Raw genomic sequence first — 13,883 nt, 5'->3', positions numbered from 1 at the left:
GTTCTTAGGGGAACTTTGCCTGCGCACGATGGCTAGCTTTGTCTTGGCTAACTTAGGTTATCCAATCTAAAAAAGCATAATGACGTGCAAGTTTACTTAAGTAGGCCTTGCTGGATTGCGGGAGAATCTTCGGTAGTGTGGTGTTTAGCACTTATTGATTTCCCTGCACAGAAAGGTTTTTACAATGGACGAGAAACTGCAAACCCTCCTGAATAACCAGGTCATTAGCGAGTACGGCGCTTCCATGGTCTATACCCAGCTGGCCTTCGAGATGGACAACCTTTCCTTCCCGGGTATGCGCGATTGGTTCATGGGCCAGGCCGCTGAAGAGCGCGTGCATGCCGAAAAGATTGCGGACCATTTGCTTTCCCGCGGTTATCGCGTAGAGCTCAATGACATTCCGGTCGGCTCCGTGAAGGCGGCTAACCCGCAGGATGCTTTCCAGGCTTCCCTGGAGCACGAGCAGAAGGTATCCGAGGAAATCCGCTCCATCGCTCGCGCGGCGCTGGAGGCACAGGATCTGGAATCCCGCCAGTTGGTTGACTGGTTCCTGAGCGAGCAGGTAGAGGAGGAAGCTACCGTTTCTGAGATTTTGGACCAGATCAAGCTGGTGGGCAATGACGGTTCTGGCCTGCTGCGCATCGATGAGCGCCTGGCTGGCCGCACCGATGGCGGCGCTGCCTAAGCCGCCCGGTGAATAACAAACCCATCAAGATTTAGAGCAATCCTCCCATAGCACTGCGGTGCGGTGGGAGGATTGTGTGTATGTCAACGCAACGCAAGGCTTTCTGCGCCATCACACTTTTGATTCTGGCGCTCTTTCTCATCGTGGGAGCGGCAATCATGTCCACGCACGTGGCCTTGGGGGTATTTTTGACCACAGCGGCGCTGATGCTCGGCCCATTCGCTGGGCTCGCGCTGCTAGTTTATGGTGCCGTGGGCAAGCGCGGCTTGGTCACGCGCTCGCTATATAGCCTCGGTGGGATGCTGCTCATTGGTGCAATCGGGGGTATCTTTTCCTTGTCGATGGAACAGGCGCCTGTGATGCTGCCTATTTTTGTGGCCGGTGCCGGCGTAGGGATCGTGGCCGTGCTGACCCAAGCGCCGAAACGCGCATAAACTGGGCCTTGTTATGCCCAAACTCCTCTTTGATATGTACGGCGTGCTCATGCGCCCGGCCACCCCAGAAAGCCACTCCGACTTGGAGCGCCTCCTCGCGCCGCCAGATCCAGAGGCGATGTGGGAGGCCTACGGGTTTTATCGGCCGGATTATGATGCCGGCATTTTTAGCGATAGCCACTATTGGAATGAGGTAGCAGCCCGCGCCGGGTTGGGGGAGGTTCCCGTCGCGGAGGCGGTAGCGTGCGAAAACCGCGGCCTATTGGAGGCGGACCAAGAGATGGTCGCTCTGGTCAAGGGGCTTATCGGGGAAGGCTATAGCGTGGGCATCTTATCCAATATCCCCACTACGCTGGCGGGCCAGGTGCGAAAGCAGCAGCCGTGGCTGGAGGATTGCGCGGCGGTGACTTTTAGCTGCGATATTGGCGTGGCCAAGCCGCACCCAGAGGCTTACCGTGTGGCCGTGGATGCGCTCTCCGCGCAGCCGAAGGATACGCACTTTTTTGATGACCGCATCGACTACGTGGAGGGCGCTAGCTACTGCGGGCTCAATGCCCACCTCTTTCGCGGCATCGACTCGGTACGCGAGGTTCTAAGCACACTGGAGTGAGCGGCCTAGCTCCAGCGGTTGGCGCAGGAGCTGGTCGGTGGCCACGGTGCGGGCTACCGCGCGGACAATCTCCTTATGGCCGGGGATCATGCGCAGCTGCAACTCATCGCCCGCGGAGGCGCGGACGGTGGCGGCAAATTGCTTGGGGGCCTGTGGGTCGTCGGTAAACGCGCCGCCGGCGATAACCACGGTGGCCGGGGAGTGGGCCTTGACCAGCTCCGCGGTGATGGCGCCCAACTGGCGGGCGCGCTCGTCCAAAATGGCGCGGACGGCAGGGTGGGAGTCGGCTACTTGGGCGGCGTCGGCAAGCGTGGCTACTTCCACGCCCTCGTGACGCACCTTCTCTAGGACGTGCTGGGTGGCCAGCAGGCGCTCGGAAGCGCCGTGACCGAGCAGTTCAGAGTGCGTTTGCGGCACGGGAATAATGGGGCTGACCTCGTCCTCGACGGAGAGCGCCGAGCCGATGGAATCGTCCGCGAAGAGCACCAGAACGCGCTCGCTGGTGCCAATCTCGGCCGCCTGGGTCTCGGAGCCGAGGATGGCCGGGATGGCGGAGGAGACCACCACGGGCACGCCGAACTGGAAGCGAAGGCGTTCGGCGAGGTCCACGCCGTGCCAGTTGAGGTTTTCCGCGGTGACCAGGCCGTTATCATCCACGGTGCCCGAGGTAGTCACGCCGAGGGAGACCAAGCGGTGGTCCAGGTTCGTCAGCATGCGATTGATGCCGGCCATGATGTGCTCGAGGAAGTCATCTTCGCTGAGGTTAGCCACCGGGGTGGTCAATTCCTCTTCGCTCAACGTGCGGCCCTTGATGTCATAAAGGCCGATGTAGGTCTGCTTAGTGCCTACGGAGATTCCGCCGAGCGCCCAGTCATTATCGGCCGCCTCAAGCGGCACGGTGGGCCGGCCGCGCCCGCGGGACTGGGTGAGGTCGGTGCGTTCCTGGATGAGGCCCGCGTTGAGTAGGGAAGTAGTAGCGCGCGTGATGGTGGGCTGGGAAAGTCCGGTGGCTTCCACCAGCTCGCTCCGGGTGATGATCGGGTTCAGGCGCACCAAATGAAGGCACTTTGCGGCCGGTGTGCGGGGGCGCGTGAACACTGGGCCAGGTTTGATCATAAAAAGAAGTATAAATATTCCAGACTGCTTTGTCTAATCTCATAAACTCACCATGTACCGAATGGTCTAAAGGTGGTGGTGGGCGCGCAGATATCTATGCTGGAGAGCATGCAGTCAGTAGCGGTTTATTGTGGTTCAGCAACAGGAAACTCGCCGGCCTATACGCAGGCGGCACAGGAATTGGGCGCGGAGCTGGCCCGACGCGGCCTGACTCTGGTTTACGGCGGCGGCAATATCGGCTTGATGCGCGAGGTGGCAGAGGCCTGCCTGGCCGCCGGCGGTACCGTCACCGGCGTGATGCCGCAGTCGCTGGTGGACCTGGAGATTTCCCACCCCGGCCTGACCACCCTCGAGGTGGTCGGCTCCATGGCTGAGCGCAAGACCCGCATGGAGCAGCTTGCTGATGCCTATATTTGCCTCCCCGGCGGCGTCGGCACCCTCGAAGAGCTCACCGAGGTGCTCACCTTGCAGCAGCTGGGCCACATCCGCGGCCCGGTAGGCCTTGTTAATACGGAGGACTTTTGGCGCCCGTTCTATGCCATGTACGCCGCCATGGCCGAGTCCGGCTTCATCCTGCCGCGTTTTGTCGACGCCTTGGTGATGGAGGAGAAACCGCAGGATATCCTGGATAAATTCAGCGGCTGGAGCTACCCCGGAACAAAGTGGGACAACGATTAGTTAACAAGTTCGCAACTTCAGCCCGCCCGGGTGGCTTATAGCTGATACTTAGGGATAGACTTCCTCGTTATGAGTTCTGAGCAGACCGCTAAGCGCCAGCCCTCTCTACTGGACGCTTCGTGTGATAACTTCGTTCACGACCTAGCCGAGCTTTCCCCCACCGATGCCACCGAGTGGGGCATTGACGGCTACGAGGGCGAATTGCAGGATTTCTCCCCCGAGTACTTCACCGCCATCGCAGACCGCACCCGCGAAATGGTCGCGGACCTGGATGCCCTAGATGACACCACCGATGAGTCCGATGATGAGGATGACTTTGATGACGTGGACTATGTCACCGCGGCCGTCCTGCGCGATCGCCTGTGCCTTGAACTAGATCTGCACCACCACAGCGAGGATGTACGCTGCCTGAATAACATCGCCTCCCCGGTCCAGACCATCCGCGATACCCTGCTGCTTATGCCGCAGGACACGGAGGAGGACCGCGATGCCATTCGCTCCCGCCTGTCCAAGGTGAAGACCTCCCTGGCCGGATACCGCAGCTCCTTGGAGGAAGCGGCCTCCCACGGCATGGTGGCACCGCACCGACAGATCTCTGAGGTCATTGTGCAGTGCGAGCGGCTTGCCGACGCCGACTCGATGCTCGAGTCCCTCGGCCTCGACGCCGACTCCGCCGAGGTGCAGCAGGCCAAGGAGGCCTTTGGCGAGTTCTCCGATTGGCTCTCCAATGACCTGCAGCCCCAGGCGCCTAACAAGGACGCTGTGGGCCGCGAGCGCTACGAGCGTTTTTCCAAGCTCTTTGTGGGCGATGCCGTTAACCTCGATGAGGCCTATGAGTGGGGCCTGGATCAGGTGCGCAGCTTGCGGGCGGAGCAGGAAAAGATCGCTCACGAGCTCTATGGTTCCGATTGCTCGGTGCGCTCGGCGATGCGCAAGCTTAACCACGAGGAGCGCTATACCCTGCGCGGCACCGATGCGCTGGTGGAGTGGATGCAATCCACCGCCGATGGCGTCATCGCTGAGCTCAATGGCAAGGATTTCGATATTCCGGAGGAAGTAGAAGAGATCGAGTGCTGCATCGATCCGGCCGGCACCGGCGGCATCTTCTATACCCCGCCGAGCGATGACTTCTCCCGCCCGGGCCGCATGTGGTGGTCCGTGCCGGAGGGCCAGGACACCTTCCATACTTGGCAGGAACTGACCACCGTCCACCACGAGGGTGTGCCGGGACACCACTTGCAGCTCGGCTCCGCGCTGGTGCAAGAAGATCTCAATCTGTGGCGCCGCGCGGTGACGTGGAACTCTGGTCATGGCGAGGGTTGGGCGCTCTACGCCGAACAGCTCATGGCCGAGCTGGGCTACATGGATGACCCGGGCTTCCGCATGGGCATGTTGGATGCGCAGCGCCTGCGCGCCGCCCGCGTGGTCGTGGACATCGGATTGCACTTGGGCAAGCAGTTGCCGGATTGCGCTACCTCTGGCGTTTGGGACAAGGCGCACGTGAAGACCTTCATGCGTGAGAACACCGCTATGGATGATGCGAACCTCAACTTTGAGGTCAATCGCTACCTCGGCTGGCCGGGCCAGGCGCCGTCCTATGCATTGGGGCAGCGCCTGTGGCAGGAGACCCGCGCCGCGGCCGAGAAGCAGGGCATGAGCGCGCGCGAGTTCCACTCCGAGGCCCTCGCCCTTGGCTCCGTGCCGATGTCCGTCCTTCGCGAGGCCGTCTTGGACAACTAGCGGCGCAGCAGCCGCTGGGCCAGCCGCAGCAGCTGTGGCAAGTAGCCCGCTACGACCAGCACCGCGATGAGTCGGGTGAGCTGGACTGCGATGACCGCGGGCCCGGCCCCGCCCTCGGCCGAGAGCGCGAGCACGGTCTCCAGCGCGCCGGGGCTGGTGGCCAGGTAGGCCTCAAAGTAGGTGATGTGCAGCCATTTGGTCAGCGGCCAGGCGGTGGCCGCGCAGATGCCGATAATGACCACGATGAAAAGAACCGTGGCGGGCAATTGCTTGGCAAAGGCCTTAAGTGCCGGAAGCGAGAGCTGGCCACCGCAGACCCAGCCGATGGATAAGAATGCCATCACTTTGAAGGCGTAGAGCGGCTCGAGCGTGTGGCCCTCCGGCAGCACGAAGGAGACCAGCACTGTCAGCAGAAGGGGGCCGAGCACGGCCGTGGCGGGCAGGTGCAGCAGCTTTCCCACCTTCTCACCCAGGAAGGCGATGGCAAGGACCAGCGCGATGATCCACCACGTGGTTTCTCCCTCCACCGTGAGGTCCGCGCCCTTACCGGCTGGGGTATCGAGCAGCGCGACGACGGCCGGGAGCGATACCGAGACCACCAATAAGCGCAGGTATTGGGTGAGGGCGACGTAGCGGAAGTCGGCACCGAGTTCGTCGGCAAGCGCGGGCATCAGCGAGGCACCACCCGGCAGCATGGATAGAATGCCGGTCTCTGAGGACACATCGCGCGGCTGCGCGCGGTGCAACAGCAAGCCGCCGACGATGCCAACCATGATGGTGACAAAGGACATCGTCACCGCCGCGGGCAGGAAACCCACCAGCTGGCCCAGCGGCACCACGGTGAGGGGCAGCGCTGCCATCATGCCGATAAAACCGCGGGACATATTATAAAAAGTCCGGTTGACCTGGAGGTCTTCGCCAGTAATGAGGGCCATGGCGCCCGAGGAGATAATGGCCGCCAAAATCCATGCGGCGGGCACGTGCCACAGGCTAAAAAGCCAGCCCAAAAGAACAGAGACCGGGACAACGATGGCCCACCGCGCTACTGTGTGGGCATCAAGCCTAGCGCTGTCCTGCCGTGCGGCCATGCCCTGTCCTCCTTGAAATACTTTATCGATTAGAGTGTAGCGCCCTTTCCTCCCTCTACAGTGGGGAGATTTGTATAGGCGGGTTATCACAATACATGACTAAAGATTTATGATCGGGGGCATGGAAATCGATGTGGCGCAGTGGGTGATTCTCTTTCTTGGTACCGCGACTGCGGGATGGATCGATGCGGTCATCGGCGGTGGCGGATTGATCCTCATCCCGCTGCTGCTCGCAGTCCTTCCCGGCCTCGCGCCTGCGGCGGCGTTGGGAACGAGCAAGCTGGCCTCGGTTACCGGCACCGGCTCGGCAGCTGTGACCCTTGCGCGCAAGGTGAAGCTGGACAAGGCGGAGATGGCGCGCTTCATCCTTATCGCGCTGGTCTGCTCCGGGTTGGGGGCCAGCGTGGCCTCGAGCCTCGATAAAGACATCATGCGCCCCATCATCATCGTGCTCATGGTGGCTGTGGGCATCTTCGTGGCCTTTAAGCCAGACTTTGGCAGTAGCGACTCGGCCGGTACCCGTGGTGGTTGGCGGACCGTCGTGGTCTTGGTGCTCTCCGGCATCATTTCCTTTTATGATGGCATCTTCGGTCCGGGTACCGGAATGTTTTTGATCATGGCGTTCACCTCTATTTTTGCGCAGAACTTTTTGACCTCTGCGGCCATGGCCAAGGTAGTCAATACCGCGACCAACTTCGGTGCGCTCATCGTGTTCATTATTGGGGGACACGTGTGGTGGACGCTCGGCATCGTGCTCGGCGTAGCCAATATCGCCGGCGCACTTCTCGGCGCTCGTACCGTGCTCGGTGGCGGTGCCAAGTTCATCCGCTATGCGTTGCTTACCCTGGTCGTGGTCATGAGCTGCTACCTGGGCTGGCAGCAATGGGGTTAATTACATCCGACTCTTGGTGCGCGCGGTAGCAATCGCATTCCACGGGTCCTCCGGCCAGGGGTGCTTGGGGTAGCGCCCGCGCATATCGGCGCGCACGCCAGCATAAGGACCGGACCAGAAGCTGGCGAGATCATCGGTCACCGCGAGCGGGCGGCCGGCGGGGGAGAGCAGGTGGAATTGCACGCGGTGGCCGCAGTATTCGGGGGATGCGGCCAGGCCGAAGCATTCTTGCAGCTTGATATGGACTACGGGGCGATCGCCGGACCAGTCGATTGTGGCATCGCGGCCGGAGGGAACCGGGAGGCGCTCGGGGGCGAGCTCGTCCAGACGGGCGGCTTCCGGCCAGGGCAGAAGGCGTTGCAGCGCGGGGTACATGTCGAGCTTGGCAGCGGGGGTTCCTTCCGCGATACGGTGGAGCTCGGGTCCGAGCCACTCGGCGGGATCCGCGGAATCGACATCGGGCCACGGCTCGCCAAAGTGGGCGTGCAGGTGGCGCAGGCGGTCTTTTAAACTTTGGGCCTTCTCGCTGAGAGTAAAGAGTCCTAGGCCTTCTTCACGGATGCCGGCGGCAAGGGCCTCCTCGGCCGCGGGGCCGGTAACTTTGACAGGGGTTTCAGAAAGCGTGATGGCGCCCGCGGCCTTGACTTTGACGCCGCGCACACGGCCATCGCGCAGGAAGGCCCGGGTTTCTTCGGTGACGCCGATGGCTGCCAGAGCTGCGGTTTCCTCGATGCGGGCGGCCGAGCGGATGATGGCATTGCCCGCATTAGACAGGGAAACCTCCGCGATGGCGAGCCACGGCGCTCCGGCCAAACCCGAGTTATCGAGCAGGCGGGCGCGGGTGCCGCTAGCCAGCAGGTAATCCTCGCCTACGCGCTTGGCCACCTGCTCGGGAAAGGCGGTGGCGACGACCTCGCCGGGATCGGCAGGGCCGAGATCGTCGACGAGGCGGGCGAGCCGCTTGACCTCTCTTTGGGGTGGGCGGTGACGGGTGAGGTTGGGGGTTAAGGGGGCGTCGGCAAGCGAGGCGATAATGGGCGCGGCCTGGCTGCCATGGCGGAGCAGGGCGGCACCAAGGCGCGGATCGGTGGGCAGGAGGGCGAGCTCCTGCGTGGCGCCAATGCGCTTGAGCGTTGCCTGCGCGGAGGCGAGGGCCTGGGCCGGGGGCGGATCGAGCAGCGGGAAATCGGGGCCCGCGCCCCAGCAGTCCAGAAACAGCGCGGCCTGGGTTAGGTCCGCGGAGAGGATCTCCGGAGTGGTGTGTGGGGAAAAGTGCTGGTAATCGTCCTGCGAATAGCAGCGAATAACGGTGCCCGGTGCCTCACGGCCGGCACGACCAGCGCGCTGGTCGGCACTCGACTTGGAGGTAGACACCGTCACTAACCCGGACATGCCGCGTTGGGCGTCGCGCCGGGGAACGCGGGAAAGCCCGGTATCTACCACCACGCGCACGCCCGGCACGGTAAGCGAGGACTCCGCGATGGAGGTAGCCACGACGATGCGCTGTTCATCGGTATATAGCGCGGCGTCTTGCTCCGTGGTGGTTTGCTTGCCGTGCAGCGGGAACACATTATGGCCCTGCAGCGCTTCACAGACGAGGTTTACTTCGCGCACGCCGGGCACAAAGACCAGCGTTGATTCCTGCTGACAGGCTGCCTGCTTGGCGACGTCCCCGTAAAACTCCCTCGTTCCCGCCGCCCTGCCCGGCATGGGGGCGTACTGGATATCGAGTGGATGGGTGACCGCCTCGGTCACGTGGACGGGCGCATCCATAAGCTGGGAAAAACGCTGCGCATCCACGGTTGCAGACATGGCGATGACGCGAAAGTCCTCGCGCAATTCGGCTAGCTCCAGGCACATGCCTAGCACGAGATCCGTATCGAGCTGACGCTCGTGGACCTCATCGATGGCAACGGCAGCCACGCCCTCGAGCTCCGGATCCTTGAGCAGGCGTCGCAGCAGCACGCCCGGCGTGACGAACTCGACGTCACTGCCCTTGCGGGACTCGCCCCGGATGGCGAAACCGACCTTGTCCGGGGTGCCGCTAAGCGTGCTCAGGCGTTGCGCGGCCGCGCGCACGGCTACACGTCGCGGGGCGGTGACGATGACCTTGCCGCGCCCTGCCGCGTGATTGGCCAGCGCTGGTGGCACGAGCGTGGTCTTACCCGTACCGGGCGGGGCCTGGATGACGACGTTTCCGGTGCTAGGTAGCGAATCGATGGTCTCGGCTACGGGAAGTCCCGCGCCGATTCTGGCGAGATCAAACATTTAGTTGGCGGCTCCAAAACCCTCGACGGGGCCGTTGAGATCCTGGCGCTCCCAGGCCTTCTCATTGTCTTCCAGCTTGCGCACCACGCGGCCGGGTGATCCCAGGACCAGCGAATTATTCGGGATATCGGTGGTAATAAGCGTGCCCGCGCCGACGACGCAGTTCTTCCCGATGGTAATCCCCGGCAGCACGGTGACATTGGCGCCAAACCAGGTATTCTCACCGACGGTGATGGGCTTGGCTATCTCCCAGCCGCCGGCGCGCATTTCATGATCATTGACCGGATGCCCCACCGTAATAAGAGAGCAATTCGGGCCCACCATGACGCCATCACCCAGCGTCACCTTGGCCTGAGCCAAGATGGTGGCACCGAAATTGATAAAGACGCGCTCACCGCACACCAAATTGCATCCATATTCTAGGTTCAGCGGTACGTGCAGGCCCGGCACCGCAGATTCCTCCGGCAGAATCTCGCGCAAGATGCCCTTCGCGCGCTCCGGATCTGTATTCTGCAGCTCATTGAGCTGCTTGACCAGGCGAAAACCGCGCTGATGCTCCTTCTTCGCTTCCGGCATGCTCGGCAGGAACCACTCCCCGCCGGTCATCCGCTCCCATGAGCCGTAGCGTTCCAAGCCCTGCAGCCTTTGTGCATCCATGGGTGTCATTGTAGAGGGTGGGTGGTGCTTAATAAGTATCTGCGAAAATCACTAAGGTTCCGGTAAATCACAAACTCACAGGCCGCTTTTGCTGGCTCGATAAAATCTGTAGACGACATTGGCAATGCGGTTGCTGATTCTCAGAGTTAAGCTTGAGTGTTAGTAGAAGGCCAAGCACAATGAGTGAGCATATGGAAACAGATTCAAGAAAAATCGTCGATAATATTTTGAGCGATATGGCGGAACTCAATGACTGGATCTGTATTGCTGATGCAACTGGGGCGAATGGGAAAAACTCGTTTTATGCTACGTATGACGATGTCGTTACCATCCTTAGCGCAGTCAAAAACTCCTCAGCAGTGACGCTTGGAAAGGTCGGCGCAGGATTTCAAGACCTTCCGGATACTTGGTCTCCTAGGGAAATAGCGAGCGAAGTGTTTTCCTCCTCGAATCCTACCGCTGAGATGATGGACTTCTGGATAAGGGAATTAGAAGACCCCCAGCGTTAGCCCCCGCAATCTTCACACCGCAAGTACGACGCTATGGATTAGGCGAATTCTGCACGTGGGGAGGAGGGTGATTTCACCTTTTGTTCTGGATGGATTATCGCAGGTGGAACTCTACGACGTCTACCTCGTCATCGTCACCTAATCCGGGATAGTGAGTATCTAGCGCTTCCTGAAGCTCGGTGAGAGAGCCAAAACCGTCATTTCTAGCTTGCTTTTCCGACAATTCACTTCGCTGGGTAGAGGCAACGGACGTAACCTGTGCCGGGATGGTGACGACCTCTCCAGATTCTTTCTCGAAGACAATTTGGGCACTTCCTTCATGGAAAGGATCATCTACCCGGATGGTTTGTTGCTTTTCTCCGCTACGAATTGATTCCTCGTAGCCTTCCCACATGTAGATGCGCTGTTCTTGTCCCATATCTCGCCAGTTGAATGCGAATGGCAAGAGTTCTTCTACGGTAGGTGCTTCAAGTCCATTGCTTCCGCGCACGATGCACCGGATGGACGGATCAACATCAAAAAGCACCTGGCGGCATTTACCGCAGGGAGGAATAACTTGACCAGTAGGTCCGTATACGGCGACTACTGCTTGGATTGGGTCCTCTGGATAACTAGCAGCATGATTGGCTAAAGCCGAGATCTCCCCGCAAGGACCACCGAGGAAGTGGTGCGCGTTCAAACCGAGTACGTGTTTTCCTGATTTGGTAAGGAGTGCTGCGGCTACAGTGTGGTCTTCTCCGTCTTGAAAACGCTGTGCATGGGTGGTTGCTTTGGCCAGTAAATTTCGAAGTTCGTTGGTAATCACTCTTTAAGGGTAATAATTGCCAACGCGCTTTATCTATGTGAAGACAGAGATCAGGAACATCGGGGTTTCTGGGATGCATCAAAATAGCTGGGCTTAACAGACGTCCTCATGAATGCTATGACTACCGCTTCTGTGGGAGCGCGCGTGTGGGCAGAGAATGCAGGACGGCAGTCGGAATAAGCAATGCGCCGCAGCAATGACAGAAGCAGTCCTCTTTCTTTGCGCTTTAACGGGTGGGTGGTTCCGCCGAAAACCGCGTTAGTGCGTAAGTTGAGCGTTTACTACCCTTCTGCGTGCTAGGTGTGCAGATTGTGATCGATTTGCTTGTGTACACACAAATCAGAATTCTGTAAACGATGCCTGTTGCTGCTTTTGAGTCTTTAAAGCGCTGGAGTTCAGCCCCTCACACCATGGTGGGTATACCCTAAATCCTCTCTTTCCTGGGGCTGCTCCGGAGGTAATACCGAGACGTTGTAAATCTTGATTGCTAAATTGAAACACACCTCGGTGATCTCCTTGAATCACAAAGACTAGGAGACCGTCGCCGCAGGAAGAATCTTCAAAAGGCGCGGATTCCCCTTCATGGTTGCGTTGCCAGAATGCTACGAAGGCTCCTGGTTTAGAAGGCGTGGTGCGAGCTGTGCGAACATGCCAGGTTTTAGCTCCCAACGCGGCTATTCCCGATTCATAATTCGCATTATCACTTGTTTCATTGATGGTGCCCTCTAAATTAAAGGCCGCCATGAATTGGTAAAAGGAATCAAACTTCATTTTTCTACGCGTTGTATACAGCTACTTTGTCTGAAATTGAAGCTTAAGGAAAGCGGCGGAGGGCAACAAATTCCCCACGTTGTTTGAAGTGTCCAGGGTTGGGGCCGATTGGTCTTAAACGCATTCTGGGCCTTGTCGAAGGAAAGTTCTGATCGCTTTATCGGAGCGTGGGGATTACGGTGAGGTCATGCTGTTTGATTCGCTGCCGCGGCCGAGCGTGCGTGTGGCCCCGGGGGTGGGGCATGTGCCGGGATGGGTGGGCGTCGATAAGCAGAAGGCCTTGGTGGAAGAGATGCGCGGCATTGCGCGCGAGTATGCGGCGACACCGATGGCGATGGTGCGTCCGCAGTTGAAATCCGGCGGGCAGGTGAGCGTATTTCAGCTGCATCTGGGCAGGTATTGGCACTATCCAAGCTATCGCTATGTAGACAATATGAACGGTACGCGGGTTCCGCCGGTGCCGGAGAGCTTGCGGCGGATTGCACCGGGGGCACTGCGCGCCGCGGCGGAGGTGGCACCCGAGTTAGAGCCGTGGGTGGATACTTTTGTGCCGGAGATGGCATTGGTGAATTACTATCCGCCGGGATCGGCCATGGGCATGCACGTGGATGATTCGGAGGAATCACCTGCGCCGGTGATTTCGCTTTCCATTGGGGATGAGGCACTTTTCCGTATGGGGCATGCCGAGGCGCGCACGCGACCGTGGGATGACATCACGCTGTGCTCTGGGGATTTGGTGGTCTTTGGCGGGCCAAAGCGCTTTGCCTACCACGGGGTAGTGCGCGTTAATGACGGCACGTTGCCGGAGGGGTGTGGGCTGAGTGAAGGGCGTATCAACATCACTATCAGACAAGTATCTGCACGAGCGGTAAGCTAGAGATGTTACATAAAGCTTGAAGGAAAGAAGGTTCTCTTATGTCCCGTATCGGCATCATCATCGGCAGCACCCGCGATAAGGCCGCCGGCAAGGTAGTGGGCGAGTGGCTCAATGACGTGGCCCAGGGTCGTCAGGACGGCGTGGAGTACACCCTGCTGGATCTCAAGGAATTCGATATTCCTGTCCTGACCACCGATGTGGTACCGGCTGCCGCTAATAAGCAGTACGCGGACGAGAAGGTCCAGGCATGGTCCGATGCCGTCGATGCTTGCGATGGCTTCATCTTTATCACCCCGGAGTACAACCGCTCCGTGCCGGGCCCGTTCAAGAATGCCTTCGACTGCCTGGCCGCAGAGTGGGCGGGCAAGCCCGTTGCCTTCGTCGGCTACGGCCCATCCGGTGCGGTCCGCGCCATCGAGGCATGGCGCCCTATCGTGGTGAACTTCTCCATGCCGCAGCTGCGCAACCAGATCGAGTTCTACCTCGCCACCGACTGGGCAGAGGGCGAATTCCGCCCGGTCGATTTCAAGGTGGAGCGCACCAATTCCTTGTTGGCTGAGCTGGAAGAGGCTGTTTCCGCATAATCAGTGCCTGGTGACCGCATACAAAAAGCCAGCCCCCGCGCTCTTTCTGTGAACTGCTCCCCATTAGTTGGACTGAGAAATCAGTTTCCGATTAGTGGGGAGTAGTTTTCATTGAGAGCTCGAAGTTTGGTGAGTGAGCATCAGCGGGAGCAGTTGGTTGAACTATTTG

The 13,883-nt window shown here is 59.9% G+C and carries 15 protein-coding genes; 9 read left to right on the top strand and 6 right to left on the bottom strand.

The features are described 5' to 3' along the window. Positions 1-184 precede the first annotated feature (184 nt). The 3 genes from MHX61_RS10525 (at position 185) to MHX61_RS10515 (ending at position 1,729) form a co-directional block, all read left to right on the top strand. The gene (locus MHX61_RS10525) at positions 185-685 is read left to right on the top strand and encodes a ferritin (protein WP_239194678.1); all 501 of its coding nucleotides are present in this window, start codon (positions 185-187) and stop codon (positions 683-685) included. Between the two features lie 80 nt (positions 686-765). Further along, complete coding sequence (locus MHX61_RS10520) at positions 766-1,119, top strand: hypothetical protein (RefSeq protein ID WP_239194675.1); 354 nt, start codon at positions 766-768, stop codon at positions 1,117-1,119. 13 nt (positions 1,120-1,132) lie between these two features. After that, entirely contained in the window at positions 1,133-1,729 is a 597-nt protein-coding gene (locus tag MHX61_RS10515) for an HAD-IA family hydrolase (RefSeq protein WP_239194672.1), read from the top strand. Here the strand turns inward: MHX61_RS10515 and MHX61_RS10510 are convergent. Then, positions 1,712-2,845: an ROK family transcriptional regulator gene (locus tag MHX61_RS10510; RefSeq protein WP_239194669.1), complete on the bottom strand. Its 1,134-nt coding sequence runs from the start codon at positions 2,843-2,845 to the stop codon at positions 1,712-1,714. The two genes, MHX61_RS10515 and MHX61_RS10510, sit on opposite strands and share 18 nt — an antisense overlap. Before the next feature lie 108 nt (positions 2,846-2,953). On the opposite strand from MHX61_RS10510, the gene MHX61_RS10505 reads away from it, so the two are divergent. Together MHX61_RS10505 and MHX61_RS10500 are read left to right on the top strand one after the other, a co-directional pair. Continuing rightward, entirely contained in the window at positions 2,954-3,523 is a 570-nt protein-coding gene (locus MHX61_RS10505) for a TIGR00730 family Rossman fold protein (protein WP_239194666.1), read from the top strand. Between the two features lie 69 nt (positions 3,524-3,592). Then, positions 3,593-5,263, top strand: a complete 1,671-nt coding sequence (locus MHX61_RS10500; protein ID WP_239194663.1) for a DUF885 domain-containing protein — start codon at positions 3,593-3,595, stop codon at positions 5,261-5,263. Here MHX61_RS10500 and MHX61_RS10495 read toward each other — a convergent pair. Further along, positions 5,260-6,351, bottom strand: a complete 1,092-nt coding sequence (locus MHX61_RS10495) for an AbrB family transcriptional regulator (RefSeq protein WP_239194661.1) — start codon at positions 6,349-6,351, stop codon at positions 5,260-5,262. The two genes, MHX61_RS10500 and MHX61_RS10495, sit on opposite strands and share 4 nt — an antisense overlap. A 121-nt stretch (positions 6,352-6,472) precedes the next feature. Between MHX61_RS10495 and MHX61_RS10490 the strand changes: the two genes are divergently transcribed. Further along, positions 6,473-7,243, top strand: coding sequence for a TSUP family transporter (locus MHX61_RS10490; RefSeq protein ID WP_239194659.1), 771 nt, complete (start codon positions 6,473-6,475; stop codon positions 7,241-7,243). Here the strand turns inward: MHX61_RS10490 and MHX61_RS10485 are convergent, their stop codons facing one another. After that, positions 7,244-9,511 (bottom strand): ATP-dependent RNA helicase, encoded by a 2,268-nt coding sequence (locus tag MHX61_RS10485; RefSeq protein ID WP_239194657.1) that lies wholly within the window; start codon positions 9,509-9,511, stop codon positions 7,244-7,246. After that, positions 9,512-10,177 (bottom strand): sugar O-acetyltransferase, encoded by a 666-nt coding sequence (locus MHX61_RS10480; RefSeq protein WP_239194655.1) that lies wholly within the window; start codon positions 10,175-10,177, stop codon positions 9,512-9,514. Between the two features lie 170 nt (positions 10,178-10,347). On the opposite strand from MHX61_RS10480, the gene MHX61_RS10475 reads away from it, so the two are divergent. Next, the gene (locus MHX61_RS10475) at positions 10,348-10,677 is read left to right on the top strand and encodes a hypothetical protein (RefSeq protein ID WP_239194653.1); all 330 of its coding nucleotides are present in this window, start codon (positions 10,348-10,350) and stop codon (positions 10,675-10,677) included. A gap of 94 nt (positions 10,678-10,771) precedes the next feature. Here the strand turns inward: MHX61_RS10475 and MHX61_RS10470 are convergent, their stop codons facing one another. Both MHX61_RS10470 and MHX61_RS10465 read right to left on the bottom strand, forming a co-directional pair. Then, positions 10,772-11,482, bottom strand: a complete 711-nt coding sequence (locus tag MHX61_RS10470; protein WP_239194651.1) for an ASCH domain-containing protein — start codon at positions 11,480-11,482, stop codon at positions 10,772-10,774. A 339-nt stretch (positions 11,483-11,821) separates the two neighbouring features. Then, complete coding sequence (locus tag MHX61_RS10465; protein WP_239194649.1) at positions 11,822-12,253, bottom strand: MepB family protein; 432 nt, start codon at positions 12,251-12,253, stop codon at positions 11,822-11,824. Between the two features lie 187 nt (positions 12,254-12,440). On the opposite strand from MHX61_RS10465, the gene MHX61_RS10460 reads away from it, so the two are divergent. Both MHX61_RS10460 and MHX61_RS10455 read left to right on the top strand, forming a co-directional pair. Then, positions 12,441-13,130, top strand: coding sequence for an alpha-ketoglutarate-dependent dioxygenase AlkB (locus tag MHX61_RS10460; RefSeq protein WP_239194646.1), 690 nt, complete (start codon positions 12,441-12,443; stop codon positions 13,128-13,130). Positions 13,131-13,168: 38 nt separating this feature from the next. Beyond that, positions 13,169-13,714, top strand: coding sequence for an NADPH-dependent FMN reductase (locus tag MHX61_RS10455; protein WP_239194643.1), 546 nt, complete (start codon positions 13,169-13,171; stop codon positions 13,712-13,714). The last annotated feature ends 169 nt before the right edge of the window (positions 13,715-13,883 follow it).

It is taken from the genome of Corynebacterium sp. ACRPF (assembly GCF_022347395.1).
Taxonomy (GTDB): Bacteria; Actinomycetota; Actinomycetes; order Mycobacteriales; family Mycobacteriaceae; genus Corynebacterium; species Corynebacterium tuberculostearicum_D.
This window is presented reverse-complemented; position numbering and strand designations above follow the sequence as displayed.